11 protein-coding genes are annotated in these 13,218 nt (G+C 64.3%); 3 read left to right on the forward strand and 8 right to left on the reverse strand.

The features are described 5' to 3' along the window. Nucleotides 1-55 precede the first annotated feature (55 nt). The 6 genes from ACXAGF_RS21425 to ACXAGF_RS21450 form a co-directional block, all read right to left on the reverse strand. On the reverse strand, nucleotides 56-1,450 hold the full coding sequence (locus ACXAGF_RS21425) for an FGGY family carbohydrate kinase (RefSeq protein WP_475019742.1): 1,395 nt from the start codon (nucleotides 1,448-1,450) through the stop codon (nucleotides 56-58). Continuing rightward, nucleotides 1,450-2,679: an NAD(P)/FAD-dependent oxidoreductase gene (locus ACXAGF_RS21430; protein WP_475019566.1), complete on the reverse strand. Its 1,230-nt coding sequence runs from the start codon at nucleotides 2,677-2,679 to the stop codon at nucleotides 1,450-1,452. Before ACXAGF_RS21430 ends, ACXAGF_RS21425 begins: the two co-directional genes overlap by 1 nt. Beyond that, the gene (locus ACXAGF_RS21435) at nucleotides 2,676-4,085 is read right to left on the reverse strand and encodes an FAD-dependent oxidoreductase (RefSeq protein WP_475019567.1); all 1,410 of its coding nucleotides are present in this window, start codon (nucleotides 4,083-4,085) and stop codon (nucleotides 2,676-2,678) included. Before ACXAGF_RS21435 ends, ACXAGF_RS21430 begins: the two co-directional genes overlap by 4 nt. A 127-nt stretch (nucleotides 4,086-4,212) precedes the next feature. Beyond that, the gene (locus ACXAGF_RS21440) at nucleotides 4,213-5,307 is read right to left on the reverse strand and encodes a twin-arginine translocation signal domain-containing protein (protein ID WP_475019568.1); all 1,095 of its coding nucleotides are present in this window, start codon (nucleotides 5,305-5,307) and stop codon (nucleotides 4,213-4,215) included. A gap of 41 nt (nucleotides 5,308-5,348) precedes the next feature. Further along, on the reverse strand, nucleotides 5,349-6,686 hold the full coding sequence (locus tag ACXAGF_RS21445; RefSeq protein ID WP_475019569.1) for a TRAP transporter large permease: 1,338 nt from the start codon (nucleotides 6,684-6,686) through the stop codon (nucleotides 5,349-5,351). Then, the gene (locus ACXAGF_RS21450) at nucleotides 6,683-7,195 is read right to left on the reverse strand and encodes a TRAP transporter small permease subunit (protein WP_475019570.1); all 513 of its coding nucleotides are present in this window, start codon (nucleotides 7,193-7,195) and stop codon (nucleotides 6,683-6,685) included. The genes ACXAGF_RS21445 and ACXAGF_RS21450 overlap by 4 nt, the downstream gene beginning before the upstream one ends. A gap of 677 nt (nucleotides 7,196-7,872) precedes the next feature. Between ACXAGF_RS21450 and ACXAGF_RS21455 the strand changes: the two genes are divergently transcribed. The 3 genes from ACXAGF_RS21455 to ACXAGF_RS21465 all read left to right on the forward strand — a co-directional run bounded on the left by ACXAGF_RS21455 (nucleotide 7,873) and on the right by ACXAGF_RS21465 (nucleotide 11,328). Next, a complete protein-coding gene (locus tag ACXAGF_RS21455) occupies nucleotides 7,873-8,646 on the forward strand; it encodes a DeoR/GlpR family DNA-binding transcription regulator (protein ID WP_475019571.1) in 774 nt (257 codons plus the stop codon). 568 nt (nucleotides 8,647-9,214) lie between these two features. After that, the gene (locus ACXAGF_RS21460) at nucleotides 9,215-10,549 is read left to right on the forward strand and encodes a glycosyltransferase (RefSeq protein WP_475019572.1); all 1,335 of its coding nucleotides are present in this window, start codon (nucleotides 9,215-9,217) and stop codon (nucleotides 10,547-10,549) included. Beyond that, a complete protein-coding gene (locus ACXAGF_RS21465; RefSeq protein WP_475019573.1) occupies nucleotides 10,549-11,328 on the forward strand; it encodes an HAD-IIB family hydrolase in 780 nt (259 codons plus the stop codon). The genes ACXAGF_RS21460 and ACXAGF_RS21465 overlap by 1 nt, the downstream gene beginning before the upstream one ends. Nucleotides 11,329-11,403: 75 nt before the next feature. Here the strand turns inward: ACXAGF_RS21465 and ACXAGF_RS21470 are convergent, their stop codons facing one another. Both ACXAGF_RS21470 and ACXAGF_RS21475 read right to left on the reverse strand, forming a co-directional pair. After that, the gene (locus ACXAGF_RS21470) at nucleotides 11,404-11,556 is read right to left on the reverse strand and encodes a hypothetical protein (protein WP_475019574.1); all 153 of its coding nucleotides are present in this window, start codon (nucleotides 11,554-11,556) and stop codon (nucleotides 11,404-11,406) included. A gap of 507 nt (nucleotides 11,557-12,063) precedes the next feature. Next, nucleotides 12,064-13,101, reverse strand: a complete 1,038-nt coding sequence (locus tag ACXAGF_RS21475; protein WP_475019575.1) for a GlxA family transcriptional regulator — start codon at nucleotides 13,099-13,101, stop codon at nucleotides 12,064-12,066. Between the last annotated feature and the right edge of the window lie 117 nt (nucleotides 13,102-13,218).

Here is a 13,218-nt window from a genome sequence, read left to right on the forward strand (position 1 = left end):
CCGACCGGCGATCTTTCTGCCGAGCTGGTCGGCCGCCCGGCGACGCCGGGTGCGGTCACGTCCGCCAGCGACGAGCGCGCTCAAGGGCCGCCGCGAAACGGGCGTGATCGGCCCTGCTCACGGACCCATCACCCGTATAGGTCACGGTGGTGCTCCGGGCTGCGGCGGTATCGACGCCGCACAGTTCCGCAAGGCCGAGCGCCGTCAGTTCGTGCATGGCAGGCACGACGATCCGCCGCCGGCTCGCCGAAGCCAGGAACTGCGCGAAGTATCTGCTCTGGGAAAGCCCGCCGTCGATCGAGATCTTGCCGCCGTTGTTGTTGACGCCGGCGACCGCATCGACCAGGCCGGCGGTGAGCATGGCGATGCCCTCAAGCACCGCGCGCATCAGATCGACTCGACCGGTTGCATGGTCCATGCCGATAAACAGCGGCGCCGCCAGTCGATCCCAATACGGCGCAGCCAGGCCGGACAGCGCGGGGACGAAGACGATGCCGCGGCTGAGTGCAGACGGGCCGTCGAACGCATCCAGTTCCTCGACGGTCGAGAACAGTCCGATGCCACGTGCCCACTCGACCGCTGCTCCGGCATCATAGACGCCGCCCTCGACCGCAAAGACGGGCGGCTCGTCCCGCCGCTGCCAGGCGATGGTCGGCAGCAGGTCTCCGGCTGCGGGGCGCTCGTTGCCGGTGATCGCCAGCAAAAAGGCGCCGGTGCCGAAGGTGATCTTGCAATCGCCGGGCCGTCGGCAGCCGTGCCCGTAGAGCGCCGCCTGCTGGTCGACGATCGACGCCGCGACCGGTATGCCGTCGATCGTGCCGAAGCCCGTGTCCACCGGACCGATCGGTGGCAGGCATTCGCGTGGCACGCCATGCAGTGCGCACATCTCTGCGCTCCACTGTCCGGCGGCGAGGTCCAGCAGCCCGGTTCGCGACGCGGTGGCGATATCGGTCGCGAAGGTTCCGCACAGGCGGTCGAGAAAGAAGGCGTCGGTCGTGCCGAGCCGCAGCCGGCCGGCGGCCAGCGCCTTTGCCACGTCCGGTTCGCTTCGCACCAGATAGGCGAGCTTGCTTGCCGAAAAGTAGGGATCAAGCGGCAGCCCGGACACCACTTTCGAACGTGTCTGTGCTTCCGCATCGAGCGAAGCAAGGGTGCCCGCCGTGCGTGCGTCCTGCCAGACGATGACGGGCGACAGCGCCCTGCCCGTCTCGGCGTCCCAGGCGAGGCAGCTCTCGCCCTGGTTGGCGATGGCGATGGCATCGACGGGGCCGGCCTGCCGAAGCACCGCGCCGATGTTCGCCAGCAGCTCTTCCGGATCATGCTCGACCCAGCCCGCGGCCGGATGGTGTTGCGCATGGCGTATGGAGGCGACCGTTCGGGCCGTGCCGCCGTCCTCGATCACGAGGCAGCGCGTGGATGTCGTCCCCTGGTCGATGGCAGCGACGCGCATCATTTTTCCTCCCGGAATCGGAAATGGACGGTTCTCGCCGTATACGCCGCTGCAGGAATCGGCACGAGGAAACGCCGTTCGGGCAGCCATAGCCGCCCCTGTCGCCAGACTTCGCGGCCGTCGAGCTCGAGCGACAGGAGGCCGCGGCGGCGTTGTTCGAACCGCAACTGGAACTGGCGGAAGGCTGGCGAAGGCAGCCCACTGCGGCGCAGCATCTGTGGCACGACCAGCTTCACGGGGGGATCGAAGGTGACGGAGACGGGATCGCCCGCCTCTCCTGCCCTGCCAAGGTCCTCCGCGATCGCCGCGCCCACGGCCGTGCCTTCGCGAAAGGCCCAGCCCCCGGTCTCGACGGCGCGGAGCACGTTGCCGCTGGCAAACACCCGCGGGTCCTCGGTGCGGCCGTCCTGGTCGATAGCCGGCCCGGCGCTGGCGGTCGTGACCCCGATCGGCGACTGCAGGAACAGCGCGGCCTCGGGGGTGAAGCGCCCGGTAAACAGGACGCCGTCGCAGGCCAGTGTCTGCTTGGTCCCGTCCCGGTGGCGGATGGTTGCCGCCTCGACCCGTGCGTTGCCGCGAATGTCGACAAGGTCCGTGCCGCAATGGAAGGGGATGCGCGCAAGCGCGGGAAACCAGCGGAACGGCGCCCGCGCGAGCGGATGACTGTTCGGCTCGATCATCGCCACCGGGCGCGCGCCGTGGGTGAGACATGTCAGCGTTGCCGACAGCGAGACGAGTTCGGAGCCGACGATCAGCGGCCGGCGGAAAGGCATCAGGCCGTGAAAGGCGACGTAGGACTGCAATGCGCCGGTCGTCAGGACGCCGATCGGACGGTCGCCGGAAACGAGCCTTGCGGCGCGCGAGGTTTCGCGTGCGCCGGTGGCGATCAGGATGCGACGCCCCATGATGGTCGAAAGGCCTTGGTCCGAGGCAACCGTGAGCATGCCTCCATCGTCCAGCGAAACGACGGAGTGCCCAGTGCGGACCTCGATCTTGGCCGCCGCCGCCTCCCGTTCCAGCCGGCGGCCATAGGCGGCGCCGAGGTACAGGCGCCGGAATTCGCGCATGCCGAAGGGGGAGTGGCTGCAGTGCCGCGTGGCGCCGCCAAGCTGACGCTCCCGCTCCAGGATCACGACGCGTGCGACGCCGCGACGATGCAACTCGAGAGCCGCGGCGACCCCGGACGGTCCGCCCCCGACGATGATGACATCCGCATCCGCCGCGTTCATGACAGCTCCGGCTCCTGAACCGCCAGCGACGTCGCCAGCCGGCCCTTCGTCATCTCGGCGAGGCGGGCGTTGCAATAGAAGCCCTGGCAGCGCCCCATGCCCGCACGCGTGCGACGCCGCAGCCCGCCGAAGTCCCCGGGCGGCACCGGACTGTTGAGGGCGGCCTCGATCTCGCGCCGCGTCACGAGTTCACAGTGGCAGACGATCTCGCCGTGATCCGGTCGCTGCCAGTCGCGCTCGCCTGTCTCGGTGAGGTTGGGAACGGTTACGGGAGGGGCGTCCGAGACCGGCTTCAGGGCCACGCCAAAAGCGGCGTGCAATGCCAGCGCATGCTGGGCAAGGCCAAGCGCTGCGCTGAGCCCGGTCGAACGGATGCCTCCCAGCGTTATTGCCCGCTGCTCGGCGCGTGCGTGAACACGATAGGCCTTCTCTTCGGTGGCAGGCCGCAACCCCGCATAGACGGCTGTCACCGGCAGGCTCGCAAGGGCGGGAATGATGTCCGCGCCGCGCGCCAGCAGGGCGCGCAGCGTTTCCGTATCGACGGTGGCGCGAACGCGGTCCTCCTGTTCCTCCGCGGTCGGACCGATCAGGACGTTGCCGAAGACGGTCGGGCACACGACGATGCCCTTGGTAATCTCGGTCGGGACCGGCAGGACGATGCGGGGTACGTGTCGGAACGCTGCTTTGTCGAGAACGACGAACTGCCCCTTGCGCGGCTTGATCTGGAATGTCGGCTCGAAGCCGAGCCGGCGATCGACGAGGTCGCCATAAAGACCGGCAGCATTGACCACGGACCGAGCCGTCACCGTTCCCGACGAGGTCTCGAGCGTCCAGCCGCCGTCGAAATGCCCGCTCAAAAGTTCGGCATTGCGCATGAAGACCGTACCGAGCGCTGCGGCCTGTGTCAGATAGGCGAGCGGCGCCGACCAGGGGTCGATGACATGCTCCCCCTCCACTTCCAGCGCCGCGATCAGGTTGTCGGCGAGCCCGGGCATGGTCCGGCGTGCTTCCGCCCCGGACAGGATCCGGAGTTCGGCGATGCCGTTGCTTCGCCCCTGCCTCTCGATCGCTGCGAGCTTGTCCGCCTCTATGGCGTTCCAGGCGCAAACGAGCGCGCCGGTCCGCACCAGCGGCAGGTTCAGGCCGGCGCGGATCTCCAGGTATTCTTCTCTTCCGGCGCGAACGAGCGCGAGTTCGAGGCTGTCCGGAGGGGCGTCGAAACCGGTGTGCAGTATGGCGCTGTTGGCCTTCGAGGCGCCCGACAGGATGTCCGGCCCCTTCTCGATCAGCACCACGCGCGCACCTGCCAACGCAAACCGGCGGACGACGGCGCAGCCGACAACGCCCGCGCCGATGACGGCGACGTCGAAGGGGCCTGTCGGCGGCACTTTGGCTGGTCGGAGCATTCTGGCTCCCTTCCATAGCAAATCGGCGTGCGACGGTCGGGCCATCGCATCGGCCTATGCCAGACATCGGTTGCGAAACGGGGTGGCCCGCCCTCAGGATCGGGCGGGCCAAGCTTGCAATTCACGCTCAGCGATAGGGGTAGCCGGCCTTCTCCATGGTCTCGGCATATTTCTTGAACGCCGCGACGACCTTGCCGGCGCGCGGGCTCGAAGCGGCCACCTCGTCCCAGAAGCCTGCGGAGTCCTTGACCACCTGGTTCCATTCCTCCGGCGGGAGCGCCGTCAGCTCCATTTTTTCGCCTTCGACGCGCAGCTTCGCTTCGCCGCCCCAGTACCAGACGTCGCGGTAGTAATGCGACTGGTCGATGGTGATGCGGAAGAGTTCCTGCAGGTGCGGCGGGACCTTCTGCCAGCTCGCGGTGTTGGCGAAATAGCTGCCGAACCAGGCACCGGTGACGGAGTTGGTCAGGGCGTAGTTGCACACGTCGGCCCAGCCGACCTCATAGGCCTCTGTAAAGCCGCACCAGGCCACGCCATCGAGTTCGCCCGTCTGCATCGCCACTTCGACGTTGTCCCAGGGGATCGTGACGGGGACGAGGCCGTAGCGCGAGAGGAAGCGGCCGGCGGTCGGGACCCCGAACACGCGCAGCCCGTTCATGTCGGCCAGACTGCGAATGGGCTTGCTGACGGTGAAAATGTGCAGCGGATCCCAGGCGCCGGAAGAAATCCAGGTGACGTTGTCGACCTCAGAATAGGCCTCCTCCCAGATCTCCTTCAGGCCGTAGTAGCTGAACAGCGCCGGCACATCCAGGCTGTAGCGGGTGGCGAACGGGAAGTATCCGCCGAACACCGCGATGTCGACCGGCGAGGCCATCGTTGCCTCGTCCGACTGCACGGCATCGATCGTGCCGCTCTGCATGGCCCGGAACAGGTCGGCCGTCGGCACCAGCTGGTCGGCGTAGAAAAGTTCGATCTCCATCTCGCCGTTCGCTGCGGCGTTGAACGCGTCGATCTGCGGTTTGATCACGTGGGCCCCGAGCGGCGCGCCGGAATAGGTCTGGAGCCGCCACTTGATCGGACCGGTTTGGGCGTTGACGTAAGGAGCGGCAAGCGTGGAACCGGCCACCGCGGCACCGGCGCCGAGACCGGTCTTCGTCAGGAAATGTCGGCGCGTGGACAGGATCCGTTCCGAGGCGCCAGGTTTCTTCATGTCCTTTGTCATTTCGTTCTCCTCTGGTTAAACAAGTCTGTCGGCCGTCCGTATCAGCCCTTCACGTTCATGTGCTCGGGAAGCCAAAGCGCCAGTTGCGGGAAGACCATGATCAGGGCGATCGTGATCGCCATGATGAGCGAGAAGGGCCAGATCGACCGGTAGATGTCGATCAGCGTGATCTCCTTCGGCGCCAGCGAGCGCATCAGGAACAGGTTGTAGCCGAAGGGCGGGGTGATGTAGGCGATCTGGCAGGTGATGGTGTAGAGCACGCCGAACCAGATCAGTTGGTTGTCGAAGCCGAGGTCGAGAAGCTTGACCAGTGGGATGTAGAGCGGCGCGACGATCACCAGCATGGCCGTGTCGTCGAGGAACATGCCCATGACGATAAAGCTGATCTGCATGACGATGATGACGGTCCAGGGCGACAAGTCCCAGGTGCCGATCAGCAGATTCTCGATGGCCTTGACCGCGCCCAGGCCGTCGAACACTGCCCCAAAGGCCAGCGCGGCAAGGATCAGCCACAGGAACATGCACGAGACCGAAAGGGTCTTCATCGAGGTCTCGCGGATCAGCTTCCAGCTGAAGCGTCGCTTGAGCACAGCGGCGAGCGTCGCGCAGGTGGCGCCCACGGCGGAGCTCTCGACCAGGCTCGTATAGCCGAACACGAACAGGCCGGTCATGAAGAAGAAGATCGCGAAGGGGATGATCCCTGCCCTCGCCAGCTTCAGCTTCTCGGCCAGCGGCATGTTCAGCTCCTCTTCCGGCACGATCGGCGCCAGTTTCGGATTGAGCCGGGCCCGAACCACCACATAGGCAACGAAGAGCGCAGCCATGATCAGACCGGGGACAAGGCCGGCGAACCAGAGCTTGGATACCGGCTGGCGGGCAATCATGCCATAGAGCACCATTACCACCGAGGGCGGGATAAGGATGCCGAGCGATGAGCCACCCTGCACCACGCCCGAGATCAGGATCTTGTCGTAGCCACGCCGCAGCATTTCCGGCAGCGCGATGGTTGCGCCGATTGCCATGCCCGCGACCGAAAGGCCGTTCATGGCGGAAATGATGACCATCAGGAAGATGGTGCCGATCGCGAGCCCGCCGCGCACGCGGCCGAACCAGACGTGCAGCATCCGGTAGAGATCCTCTGCGATGCCGGACTCCGACAGGATGTAGCCCATGTAGATGAACATGGGCAGCGTCAGCATCGCATACCAGTTGAACAGCTTGAACACCTGGTTGAACGGCAGCTCGATCGCGCCCTGGCCGTAAAGCAGCAGGGCTGCGGCGGAGGCGACGAACCCGATCGCGCCGAACACGCGCTGGCCGGTGGTCAGCAGCACCACCATGGACGCGAACATGAGGAGGGCGATTGTCTCGTAGCTCATCGCAACTCCTCACCGCGCAGGGCTGCCAGATGCTTGAACGCCAGCGCGACCGCCTGCATCATCATCAGGATCAGGCAGGCCACCATCAAGGACTTGATCGGAATGACGGAGGGGTTCCAGATGGAAAAGCGCCGCTCGCCCGTCTCGATCGCATAGGCAAGGCTGGAGATCGATCCGGCCAGAAGAACGCCGAGATAGAAGATGAGGCAGCCGATGGTGGCGAGATCGATCTTGGCGCGGCTGCGCGGCGAGACCGACGTGTACCACAGATCCATGCGGACATGGTCGTCGTTCTTCAGCGTGATCGGCCCGCCCATGAAGTAGTAGGCGGCCAGTGTGAACTGGGTCAGTTCCACCGCCCAATGGACCGGCATCCGGATCAGGTTTCGCGTCACGGCATCGAACAGCAGCGCGCCGCCCATGAGAAAAATCAGCGATGCCGCCAGATAGCCGACATAGTCGGAGATCCTGTCGGTCCACCGCACGTAACCTGCGATCAAGCCACGCATCGGCGACCTCCCGCCCGTTCGTCACTGCCTTTCGAAACCACGCATTCGCTCCCTTGCCGGTTTGGGTGTCACGAAGCGCACCGGTGCGACGGGGTCGCTGCCGGCGCGAGAGCCGGAGACAGAAGGCTAGCCGTGGCGTCACGGGAAAGGCCGGATGGCCTCCTCGTGGAAAGGACATTGCGTCTGCGGCCTGCCATCGGCCGGACAGTCGCAGTCCTCGCATGTAAACCCGCGCCGCGTTCGCCCCTGCTGTTTCCGGGCCGCCGACTGCCGCTATGGCGAATGTGATGCTTGTCGAACCTGGTCCATTTCAGTTCCCCGAATGCTGTGATGTTCAGCGATGCATTTGTTTTGTTTTTTAGCTGCATCTGTCGCCACTGTAGCGGGTTTCCTGCCGAAGGAAAGCCCAAATCTTACAGTTTTTGACCGAACGGTCACCAAGTTATCGCAAGTTTTCGGTCAAAGGCTGCCGTTATATCGAATAAATTGACCGAACGCGCAAATCGCGCTACGAATAGCTCCAGTTCGGCAACGCGTCTCCTGCGGGGTGCGGCCATGCTGCCGACGGGCGAACACCGCCGCACCATGGCAGATGGATCGTTTTGCCATAGGGTTGCCAGCAATTCGGTGTTCAACGGCCGGCGAACCGAGTCGCCTTGCGGCGCGTGGGGGTCAACTTGCAACCAATAAAGCGCCACGAGGAAATTTCCCGGCTCCTTGACCATTCGGGCGAGATGGCGGTCGAGGAATTCGCCGCCCTGCTGGGAGTTTCGCGCGAGACGATCCGTCGCGATCTGACGCGCCTTGACGCCATGGGCAAGTTGCGGAAATTCCACGGCGGGGCAAGGGCCATTGTCCGCTCGGCTCCAGCCATCGAAACGGAGGGCCCGTTCGCACAGCGCATGGCGCAAAACGCCGAGGCCAAGAAGACGATCGCGCGCGCCGCGAGCCGGCTTCTCGCGCCAGAGGACTCGCTGTTCATCGATACCGGCAGTACGACCGTGGCCATGGCCGAAGTGCTGGCCGAACTGAACGCGCTCGTCGTCATCACCAACTCGCCCAGGATCGCAGCCGCCGTCGCGACCAACAAGAGCCACAAGGTCTTCCTGATCGGCGGGGCCTACGGGGCGGATGCGGGCGAAAGCCTGGGACCGCTTGCGCTGGAGCAGATTGCCAAGTTTCGCGCCCGCCACGCCATTCTCACGGTCGGGGCCCTCGATGCGGACTCGATCATGGACTTCGATGTCCAGGAGGCGGAGGTTGCCAAGGCGATGATCGAGCGGGCCGAACGCGTCACGGTGCTCGCCGACCAGAGCAAATTCGATCGCCGTGCTGTGTTCGAGGTCGCGCCGATTTCGGCCATTGACACGCTGGTGACAGATGCCCGACCGTCATCCACTATCACCTCAGCCCTGGACGCGGCCGGCATCGAATTGATCGTCGCCGAATGACGGCCGGCGGAGACGCCGCGGCCCTGGCCGATCGGGCGATCCGCGATATGTCAGAGGGGCTGTCTTGAAATCGACACGTAAATCCGGTGTAATCCTTGTGCGGTCACGTCGAAGTTTCTGTCTAGATGAGTACAGGAACTCGGCGACGGACGAAAAGGGGTCCCGGCTTGTATGAGATGTCGGGGCCCTTTTTCTTTCTGCAGCCTAAACTGGCGTGCCGCCGATCCCCTTCATCTCTTTCAACGACCCGGCTGTGAACCTCATTCAGGCGGCCGCAGCTGTCGATGACGCCACCAGATTTTTGACGCGACCCGTCGCTCGGCTTCGATCCTGTCGGCAGCAGACATGCGTGTGGCGCCGATCGCGCCGACCCATCTCTGCCATCTTCGTTCTCCATGTCGAGGCAACTTACGGGAGAACAAAAATTCTGGACAATTGTAAAAGGTGGCGCCTTCCTTGACATGATTACCGAAGAAGAGGAAATTAATTTCAGGTATGGTTGGCTACGAGGCATAATTTGGCGGATGGAAACGATCTCTTCCTTCCTTTTCCTGAGGCAAAACCGGAAATGAAGACACGCAGGACCGATGCGGCGCCAAGGGTTGCGTTGCTGTCTACGCATGGCTATGTGGCTGCCAGGCCTCCTCTCGGCGCGGCGGATACCGGGGGGCAAGTGGTCTATGTGCTGGAACTCGGCAAGAAGCTCGCACAGCTCGGCTACGAGGTCGATATCCTCACGAGACAGTTTGAGGGCCAGCCTCAGATCGACCAGATCAACGACCATGCGCGGGTCGTCCGTTTCCCCTGCGGCGGCAGCGAGTTCATTCCGAAGGAATATCTTTATCGGAGCCTCGACGAATGGTGCGACAACGCACTGACCTATCTACGTCAGCACGATCGTACCTATTCCTTCATCAACAGCCACTATTGGGACGGCGGCATCGCCGGACAACGGCTGGCCGACAGTCTGTCGGTCAAGCATATCCACACTCCGCACTCGCTCGGCTCCTGGAAGCAGCAGCAGATGCTCGAGGATTACCCGTCCATGGCCGCGACCATGGAAGCCGAGTTCAACTTTTCGGAGCGCATCCGTCATGAGCGCGCGCTGTATCAGGCGTGCGACTGCCTCGTCGCGACTACGCCGATGCAAGTCGAGGTCCTGACCAAGGACTATGGCGTGCCGGAGGGCCGCGTGGTGATGGTGCCGCCCGGCTACGACGATACACGCTTCTATCCGGTCTCGCGTGCGACCCGCGAGATCATCCGGCAACGGCTGGGGTTCGAAGGAAGGGTCGTGCTGGCCCTGGGACGTCTCGCCACCAACAAGGGCTACGATCTTCTCGTGGACGCTTTCGGTGTCATGGCGGAGAGGGAGCCTGAGGCGCGGCTTCACCTTGCGATCGGCAGCGAGGAACTTGACGAGGTCGAGGGCGAGATCCTCAGGGGCATCAAGGCCAGGGTCGCGGAACTGAACCTGACCGATCGCGTGGTCTTTTCCGGCTACGTCCCCGACGAGGCGTTGCCGGACTACTACAGGGCAGCGGACCTCTTTGCGCTTTCGAGCCGTTACGAGCCTTTCGGCATGACGGCAGTCGAAGCCATGGCTTGCGGAACGCCCACCGTGCTGACGACCCACGGCGGATTGTTCCAGGCCGTGAACTACGGGCGCCACGCCCTTTTCGCCGACCCGTTCGACCGGTACGATTTCGGCATCACGATGATGAAACCGTTCCGCTACCCGAAGCTCAGGAGCCGGTTGTCGCGCATGGGCGCGCACAAGGCGCGCAGCCTCTTCACCTGGTCGGGCATTGCCCAGCAAGTCGCTGCAATCTCGAAGGGAAGGGCGCAGGTGGCGCACTTCGGCGACAACGAATGGGCAGAGCCGTGGCTAGACGGTGACTGATGGCGATAAAAGTCCTCTCGGCCGATCTCGACGGTACGCTGCTCGGCAGCCGCGAAGCGGAAGGCCGCTTCCTCGAGGCCTGGACGAGCATTGAAGAAAGCAGGCGACCCCTGCTCGTGTTCAACAGCGGCCGCCTGCTCGACGACATCCAGCAGGTGCTGCCGGAGACGAACCTGCCGCAGCCGGATATCCTGATCGGCGGTGTCGGCACCATGCTCTTCCACTTCGGTCGCCTGTCTGAGGCGGCGGCCTATCACGAGAACCTCGGCACCGGCTTCGATTGGGCGGCGATCGAGGCGCTTCTGAGCCCGCACCCTCGGCTCGAACTCCAGCCGATGAAATACCAGTCGCCGCTCAAGTCGAGCTGGTATCTCACGGGTGGCAAGCCCGACGATCTGCATCACATCGAGACCTTGCTCTCGGATGCGGGACTGAAGATCAGGCTGATCTACTCGAGCAACCGCGATCTCGACATTCTGCCGAGGGGGGTGGACAAGGGTTCCGCTCTGGCCTGGCTGTGCCTCCGGCTCGGCGTAGACTTGGCTGACGTGCTCGTGGCGGGCGACACGAACAACGATCGAAGCATGTTCGAGCTGCCCGGCGTCAGCGGCATCGTTGTCGCAAATGCGCACGAGGAACTGCTCGACCTGGCGCGACGGAACACGCGCATCTATCGTGCCAAGGGGAATGAAGGCTTCGGCGTTGTCGAGGGACTTGCGCATTTCGGGCTTCTGGCGAAACCGCTCGCAGCCGGTTGGCGCGCCGGGCAGGAGTCCTGAGTCCGCATCAAGGATGGTTTCCACCTTGTGATGGGCGGTTGCTCGTTCTGGGTCCGCCGGGCATGGCGGGCACAGTCAGCGGTGCTCGGAGTAAATGGAACTGGCCCTTACGAGCGGCCCGTAGGATTTCATCATCACGAAAAACAGGCCGGCGACGATCAGCAACATCCCGCAGACCAGGCCGCATCTGATAAGGCGCGAGTCGCCCGTTGCTTCCCTGCGTTTCATGCGCCGGCTCCCTCTCGCTCGGGAGCAAACCCTACGCCCGTTGCGGAACGTGTCGCCAGATCTTTAGCGGACAACTTCACATCTCCCGTCAAAAAATTGGCGGCCCGCGGCGGTTAGGTCACATCTGCGGACACGCAAGAACGTCATCGCCTATCAACGGGAAAAGGATGGCCGGCGTAAGACCGCTTGAGGGCTTCTTTTGGTCGGCATTGGGATCGCATCGGGCTTCGTTCCGGCGGCCCGCCGGCGCAAAGGAGAGCCCCGGTCGAACCGGGGCTCAGCTTCGCCACATCCGTCTTGTCCAGCCTTGATTCCTTACCGCTACCCTATGGCTGCCCGGGGATGGCAGGAGAACTGCAGCAAGGGGGAACTATGCTGCACCTGGGTAACTCCTCGCAGTCCCAGATTGTATCATTTGGTGCTCTCATACAAATCAAGGATTGTTGAGAAGGGGTCGCAAAGTTGTGACCGACAGCGCATGCGTGCATCGAAGGTCAGTTGGCCGGATCAGCCGCCGGCTTGGCCGGCCGCCCTGATCAGCGGCTGGAACATGCGGCGATAGCTGCTTGGGGTCAGTCCGGTGCAACGCCTGAACAGCCGTCTGAAGAAGGCCGGGTTTTCATAGCCGACCAGGGCCGCGATCTCGTCGACGGCGGTCGCCTGGCTTTCCAGCATACGTTTCGCCTCCTCGATCCGCAGGTTCTGCACATAGGCGATCAGCGTCACGCCGGTGGCCGCGGTGAAGCGTCTTTTCAGGCTGCGTTCGGGAATGCCGCAGTGTTTCACGGTCGCCGCAACCACGACCGGCTCGCGATAGTGCTCGGCAAGCCAGTTCTCCGCTCTGCGCACGACCGAATCCGCATGCGGTTGCCGCCTCACCAGGCAGGCATAGGGGGACTGGCCCTCGCCGTGCCATTTGAGGAGGTACACCTTGGCAATGTGCAGCGCTTCGCCCGGGCTGCAATGACGGGCGATGATGTGGATCGCCAGGTCGTGCCAGGATGTGGTGCCGCCTGCGGTCACGATCCGGCCGGTCCGGTCCGAAATGACGAGATTGGGCGCCGGATCGAAGCGAACCCGAGGGAAGCTCCGGCGGAACAGGTCCTGATATCCCCAGTGCGAGGTTGCATCGCACCCGTCGAGCAGGCCGGCAGCCGCCAGCAGCACGGAGCCGGAGCAGGCCGAATAGATCGTGCTGCCATCGGCATGACAGCGCCGCAGCCACGCCTTCGTGCGCCCGTGCCGGTCGCGAATGTCGTCGGCCGGCGACAGCCAGAGTTCGGGCACAATGACGATGCCCGGCCGGGACGCTTGCTCAAGCGTAGCCTCGGGGCGAACCGGAATGCCATTGCCGCAAAGGAACGGCCGCCGTTCCGGCGACACGATGCAGGGTCGGATCTGTGGGCAGTCCGTTCCGCTGCCGACGAGGTCCCGCCAGAGCGTGCCGCTGGCCGCCAGTACGTCGACCATGCCGTACAGCGCCGACCCCGCCGTTTCCGGCAGCGCCAGGATCAGGGCGGTGACCGTTTGCTCACGCGCTGCCATTGCAAAGCTCTTGGCACATTTGGGTCGATTTCGACCAAAATGGCACTGACCGGGGACGCAGTCCATACGTAGCTTGATGGAACGGGGACATCCCCTCGCCGCGCGCAAGACCACCCA

The sequence above is a fragment of the Mycoplana sp. ABR4_002 genome (assembly GCF_056159645.1).

What these genes read in the sequence shown, in the direction of transcription:
- ACXAGF_RS21425 (WP_475019742.1), bottom strand. Translation starts at nt 1,450, where the DNA reads ATGCGCGTCGCTGCCATCGACCAGGGGACGACATCCACGCGCTGCCTC.
- ACXAGF_RS21430 (WP_475019566.1), bottom strand. Translation starts at nt 2,679, where the DNA reads ATGAACGCGGCGGATGCGGATGTCATCATCGTCGGGGGCGGACCGTCC.
- ACXAGF_RS21435 (WP_475019567.1), bottom strand. Translation starts at nt 4,085, where the DNA reads ATGCTCCGACCAGCCAAAGTGCCGCCGACAGGCCCCTTCGACGTCGCC.
- ACXAGF_RS21440 (WP_475019568.1), bottom strand. Translation starts at nt 5,307, where the DNA reads ATGACAAAGGACATGAAGAAACCTGGCGCCTCGGAACGGATCCTGTCC.
- ACXAGF_RS21445 (WP_475019569.1), bottom strand. Translation starts at nt 6,686, where the DNA reads ATGAGCTACGAGACAATCGCCCTCCTCATGTTCGCGTCCATGGTGGTG.
- ACXAGF_RS21450 (WP_475019570.1), bottom strand. Translation starts at nt 7,195, where the DNA reads ATGCGTGGCTTGATCGCAGGTTACGTGCGGTGGACCGACAGGATCTCC.
- ACXAGF_RS21460 (WP_475019572.1), top strand. Translation starts at nt 9,215, where the DNA reads ATGAAGACACGCAGGACCGATGCGGCGCCAAGGGTTGCGTTGCTGTCT.
- ACXAGF_RS21465 (WP_475019573.1), top strand. Translation starts at nt 10,549, where the DNA reads ATGGCGATAAAAGTCCTCTCGGCCGATCTCGACGGTACGCTGCTCGGC.
- ACXAGF_RS21470 (WP_475019574.1), bottom strand. Translation starts at nt 11,556, where the DNA reads ATGAAACGCAGGGAAGCAACGGGCGACTCGCGCCTTATCAGATGCGGC.
- ACXAGF_RS21475 (WP_475019575.1), bottom strand. Translation starts at nt 13,101, where the DNA reads ATGGCAGCGCGTGAGCAAACGGTCACCGCCCTGATCCTGGCGCTGCCG.